Consider the following 2,745-nt stretch of genomic DNA (forward strand, 5'->3'; position numbering starts at 1 on the left):
ACCTCGACCGCGGGTACTCGCCGTTCCTCGAGAACAAGGGGATCGCGAACTACACGAGTGACCCGGTCTTCCAGCGGCGGATGCCCGTCCCCGCGGACGTCGCCCCGCTGCCGGCGGGCGTTGTGTTCGCGGGCATCTTCCAGAACCCCGGCCTCGACTGGGGGCGGCTGCCGCTCATACGCGCGAACTGGGACGGGCCGATCCTGCTGAAGGGCATCCAGAGCCCGCGCGATGCCCGTATCGCGGTCGAGAACGGGATCGACGGCATCGTCGTCTCCAACCACGGCGGCCGTCAGGTCGACGGGGCGATCGCCTCGCTCGACGCGCTTGGGCCGATCGTCCGGGAGGTCGGCGACGAGATGGCCGTGCTCTTCGACTCCGGCATCCGCACGGGCCGCGACGCCTTCAAGGCGCTCGCGCTCGGCGCCGACGCGGTGCTCATCGGCCGGCCCTACCTGTACGGGCTCGCGCTCGGCGGGCAGGCCGGGACGCGCACCGTCATGCGCAGCCTCGTCGACGAGCTCGCCGCGGAGGTTCGCAAGGCGGGCCGCCGCAGCCACCGCTCGCTGTCCCGTTCCTCCCTGACCCGCGCGCGCTGAACCGAAGGCCCGCCATGTCCGAGACCACTCGCCGCCAGTTCCTCGAGGTCGCCGGCACGGCGGCCGCCGCGACCTTCCTCCTGCCCGCCGCGCGCGCCGCGGGCCAGGTCGCCCCCGTTCCCGCGCCCCCGGCGCTCCCCGTGGCGTCTCCGCTCCCGGTCGGACCGGGCGCCCCGTACTCGAGCTACCAGTCCGAGATCTACGTCGCCGGGATGGGCGCGGACGTCAAGCCGATCTTCACGACGAACCTGTCCGACCTCGAGGCCGCCGCGGCGAAGGTGCTGTCCGAGCCCGCGCGGCGGCACCTGCTCGAATGGGCGGGCGGTCCGGGCGCCGTGCGCGCGAACGCGCGGAAGCTCGCGTCGTGGCGGATCGTTCCGCGGATGCTCATCGACCGCGCGGAGCGCGACCTCTCCGCGACCGTGCTCGGTGTGACGATGCCGGCGCCCATCATCCTCGGACCGATCGGCAGCCAGGTCCTCGCGCACCCCGACGCCGAGGGCGCGACCGCCCAGGCCGCCGCGGCGGTCGGGCTCACGTACGTCCACGCGGCGCAGGCGAGCACCCCCGTCGAGGGCGTCGCCGCGGCCGCGCCGACCGGCTCCCGCTGGTTCGGCCTCGACTGGCCGAAGGGGAGCGGTCCCGACACGGCGCTCCTCACGCGTGCGCGGCTCGCGGGCTGCACCCACCTCGTGCTCTCGCACCCCCGGCCCGGGAAGGGCTGGGAGGCCCTCGGCGCGATCCGTGGGGCGTGGGACGGACCGATCGTCCTCAGCGGCGTCCAGACCGTGCGCGACGCGCGCACGGCGGTCCGCCTGGGCTTCGAGGGTCTCGTCGTGTCGAACGAGCGCGGGCGGCGCGGCTCGACCGCGGCCGGGACGATCGACGTCCTACCGCGGGTCGTCGACGCGGTCGGCGGCCAGATCGCCGTGCTGTTCGGCTCGGGCGTCCGCACGGGGACCGACGTGTACCGGGCGCTGGCGCTCGGGGCCCAGGCCGTCCTCATCGGCCGTCCGTACGTCCACGGCCTGGCGCTCGGCGGCGAGCCGGGCGTCCGGCACATGCTCCGCACGCTTCTCGCCGAGCTCGACATCACGCTCGCCATCGCCGGCGTCGCGAGCTACCGGGAGCTGCGTCCGAGCGCGCTCGTGCGCGCGTGAGCATCGGCGTCCTGCGGGAGGGGCCGCTGCATGCCGCGCTGAAGGACTGGCTCGCCGAGCCGGGTGACCGCGCCGAGGTGCGCGTCGACCGCTTCCACATCGACCTCGTGCGCGCCGACGGTGAGCTCGTCGAGGTGCAGACCGGGTCGTTCGGCCCGCTCGGCCCGAAGCTCGACCTACTGCTCGAGTCCCACCGCATGCGCATCGTGCACCCGATCGCCGCGCAGCGCCGGATCGTGCGCGTCGACGAGCACGGCGAGGTTCTCGCGGCGCGCCGCTCGCCCAAGCGCGCCGGGACCGTCGAGCTCTTCCACGCCCTCGTCGGCCTCCCCACCCTGCTCGACCACCCGAACCTCGTCGTCGAGGTGATCCTCACGAGCGAGGACCACGTCCGCACCGCGACGACGGCACGCCGCCGGCGGCGGCAGAGCGACAGCGGCGAGCGTCGCCTCGTCGAGGTCCTCGAGCGCGTCGAGCTGCGACGGCCCGACGATCTCCTGAGCGCGCTGCCCCCGCTCCCCGACGACGCGTTCACGACCCGCGAGCTGGCCGCCGCGCTGCGCTGCCCGGTCGCGCTCGCCCAGCGCGCCGCCTACCGCCTGCGGGCGCTGGAGCTCGTCGAGGCCGCGGGCAAGCGCGGGCACGCTCCGCTGCACCGGCTGCGCAGGGCTTCGAGCGACCGCTGATCGCGGCTCGATACCGGCGAACGCAACGAGTGTCGTCCGGTCCTGTGAAGACGAGGGCACGCACGTCGGTCTTCTCTGCGGCCGCCTCGCGCCGCCTACAGGCGCTGGGGCGCGAGCCTGGTTGGTTCGCCAGGTTGCCTCGGGCCGCAGTTCCCGCAAGGTGAGCCCGAGGAATGAAGCCCACGGGAGCGGCGCGTTAGCGTTACCCCATGCGCCCACGACGAAGCCTCGGCGTCCGCGTGCCGTTCCTGCGCTGGTCGTTCCTGCGGATGATGTTCGGGATCCGCACGCTGACCACCG

At 74.4% G+C, this 2,745-nt stretch carries 3 protein-coding genes; all 3 read left to right on the forward strand.

All coding sequences use genetic code 11. The features are described from left to right. Nucleotides 1-599: alpha-hydroxy-acid oxidizing protein (locus tag ABYE80_RS19445; RefSeq protein WP_372791962.1), on the forward strand; the 599-nt coding region annotated here is incomplete at its 5' end. Nucleotides 600-613: 14 nt separating this feature from the next. Continuing rightward, the gene (locus ABYE80_RS19450) at nt 614-1,759 is read left to right on the forward strand and encodes an alpha-hydroxy-acid oxidizing protein (protein WP_372791963.1); all 1,146 of its coding nucleotides are present in this window, start codon (nt 614-616) and stop codon (nt 1,757-1,759) included. Beyond that, the gene (locus ABYE80_RS19455) at nt 1,756-2,445 is read left to right on the forward strand and encodes a hypothetical protein (protein WP_372791964.1); all 690 of its coding nucleotides are present in this window, start codon (nt 1,756-1,758) and stop codon (nt 2,443-2,445) included. Before ABYE80_RS19450 ends, ABYE80_RS19455 begins: the two co-directional genes overlap by 4 nt. Nucleotides 2,446-2,745: the final 300 nt, after the last annotated feature.

The organism is Paraconexibacter sp. (assembly GCF_041602235.1).
Taxonomy (GTDB): Bacteria; Actinomycetota; Thermoleophilia; order Solirubrobacterales; family Solirubrobacteraceae; genus Paraconexibacter.